We start from the raw sequence: 2,680 nt of genomic DNA, 5'->3' as shown, positions 1-2,680 counted from the left end.
CTGCCGCAGCTGCGGGCCTCGCTGTGTGAAGCGCTCGGGCTGCCGCCGGGGGCGTTGCCGCACCGGGCCGGGCCGCTTCCCGGCCCCGGCCACGCTCCGCCCGAGACGTCAGCGCGATCTTGGTGCTGCGCCTGGAGCGCAGCACCACCCGGGCCCCGTCGCCGGAGACCAGCGCCCGAAATCCGTCCCCCTCCCCCTTCGAAGCTCCCGCCCGGCCCGGCCGCAGATCGAGCCCGGGCGCTGCAGGAAATCGGGGTTGTTGAACAGAGCGGTGTCTCTAGGCTTCCCTCATGAGAGAGCCGACGACGAACTGCGGATGGTGCGGTGCATTCGCAGCAATGCAATTCGTGAAGTTCAGCGTGGCGCCGACAGGTTGGCCTGGGCGTCGGCGGAAGTAGGGAACCCATCTGGATACTCCGGGGGCGCGGTGGGGGGCGGGCGATATCAGGCAGGAGACTCATGAGCTCGTACGACAGCAGCGTGCGCACAGCCACAGCAGTCGGTCAAGCGACGCAGGGCCGCGCCGTCCGGCGAAGATCTCGCTCATAGACCGCGTTCGGCCTCGAACACCGCCAGGAAGATCGGAGGTCAGGAGGAAGCCTGGCGGCTGCCGGCCAGCGAACTCCAGGCTGGCTACGACCTGGCGATATCGACTTTGGCAGTAGTAGTGGTGGTGGCAAGCGGTCGGACGAGAGACATTCACCAACGGCCCCGCTCCTTGCTGAGTCGTGGCCTCTCTTCGTGAACCAATTGGTGTTCTTGATGACTGACAGCAAAAGCAGGCGCAGCCTGGAACAGGCCTGGGGTGAGTTCGTGTTGGAGCATTCCTCTCCGCATGCAGAAAGCTACAACTGGGATGCGGCCCTCTGGCCTTTGGTCAGGTCGGCTGCGCTCCATCCTTTGTACCGCTCTATGTATCCATCGCTAGCCATGGGGCAGCTTCACGTCTCGCGCTCCGACAACTGGTGGGAGCAAGGGGAGGACCCTTTCCCGTCGATACTGGCTTACGAGGGCGAGTTCACCTTGATTGCTTATCCGGCCAAGTATGGGCATGTGCTCCTGAAGTCGCAGGACCCATGTGAGGTCGTATTCAGGGCAGCGGAGATAATTCGGGTTGAACTATCCAGCTGGTCAGCTCGGTGAGGTTTGCCGCGTTGGAGCCGCTGGTCCGCCTACAGCCGTCGGCGGTCCGCGGTCGGCGTGCTTCTTCGACCTGCCTGTGCTGTGCCGCGGCTGTCCGTCTGCCGCCACCCTGCCGGAGTAAACCGCCGGTCTGCCGCTGTCGCTACGGCGCCGTGCCGGAATGGTGCCGGTGTCCGGGCCGTCGACCAAGTTCGCCAGGTCTTCCGCGTCGGCCGGCCGCCGCGACGCCGTTCAGCTTCCTCAGCACCCACCCCGAAGGCCAGCGCTCCGCGAGAACCTCGCGTACCGCCGACCGCGCTGACGGCTCCCACCAGCGACGACCTGGTCGTAGTCGACGCTGTCAGACGGCCGCACACGCTCCGGGGCACGTACCCACACCCCGGTGCTCCGCCGCTTCCACGTACGCCCGCCAGACCACACCGGATTGATCCGAGTGTCGCTCACGCCGCCGGGCCCGACCCGCACACGCAGGTCGGGCTCTCATGGAGGTCCCCCGACTCAGCCCCGCCTGAGACGGGCAGGGGCCGGTGGCGGTGTCAGCAGGTGTAGGTGGTGCCGTCGGCGGCTGTGTTCCAGTTGCAGGCGGTGATGCTGCCGGTGCTCGTGTTGTTGTCCGGGCCTGGGCTTCTTCAGCCGCAGGTCTGGGGTCTTCGCGGTGCTGGTGGCCGTCATCACGTCGGCTCCGTACCACGTGCTGGATACCGATGAGGATCGGCTGTCCTGGTGGCGGCAGCACGATCAGCGGCTTCGCGTTGCCCGCGGAGAGGGCTGGTACGGATACGGAACGACCCAGATCGTGATGTGGCGGGCTGACATCCTGGCCGACGTAGACCCGGCAGGTTGAGAGTGCCGGGGTGACATGGCGGGTGCACGCCAGGGACCGGTTCGCGCTCTTGCCGCACGGGCTGGGCACCGTCACCTTCAGAAGTCGGACAACCGATACGAGGGGGACACCGTTGGCCAACCCGCCCGCACCCGTACCCAGCTCCATCACCCTCTGGACCGGCCGAGCACTGCTCAGGCTGGCCGTCTTCCTACAGCAGACCGTCGCCGGGGAGACACCGAAGCAGGCACACGTCGCCCGCCGGAACCGTGCCATGCGCGCCGCGCACGCTCGCGGGGTACCCGTCGATGTCCTGGCCTGTCAGGTCGGGCTGTCGCGGGGTCAGGTCGGGAACATCCTGCGCGGCGCGGAGGACGACGGGTAGGCGCCGGCCGCGCGCTACGATCCCGCGTGCGGGTCACCGACCGGTGATCGTCTATAGGCGGCCCGCTGGCCGTGCCCCCGGACCAGCGTCTGGACGGGGGCACGAGCGCTCCGGCCGCTGCTACTTCAAGCGGGTGCGGATGAGGTCGGCCACGCTGTTCGCAGGCGGATCATCGAAGGTGCCGATCAGCGTGGCGATGGCGGCGCCCTGGACGGCCGGCGCCCAGTGCGCAAGGACTTCCATGGCAGCGGGGAACGACTCCGCGTACACATACTCGTAGTTGTCCCCGCTGGAGGCGAAGATCTCGTGCAGTCCCATGCCGACCTGTG

2 protein-coding genes are annotated in these 2,680 nt (G+C 67.5%); one reads left to right on the top strand and one right to left on the bottom strand.

All coding sequences use genetic code 11. The features are described from left to right. The first annotated feature begins 1,798 nt into the window (after positions 1 to 1,798). On the top strand, positions 1,799 to 1,987 hold the full coding sequence (locus IH00_RS0136465) for a hypothetical protein (RefSeq protein WP_031080801.1): 189 nt from the start codon (positions 1,799 to 1,801) through the stop codon (positions 1,985 to 1,987). A 484-nt stretch (positions 1,988 to 2,471) separates the two neighbouring features. Here IH00_RS0136465 and IH00_RS0136455 read toward each other — a convergent pair. After that, the coding region (locus IH00_RS0136455) for a hypothetical protein (RefSeq protein ID WP_158828213.1) at positions 2,472 to 2,680 on the bottom strand (209 nt) is incomplete at its 5' end.

It is taken from the genome of Streptomyces sp. NRRL S-118, assembly GCF_000716335.1.
Lineage (GTDB): Bacteria > Actinomycetota > Actinomycetes > Streptomycetales > Streptomycetaceae > Streptomyces.
Note: the sequence above shows the minus strand (reverse complement) of the source record. Positions and strands in the feature narration are given on the sequence as shown.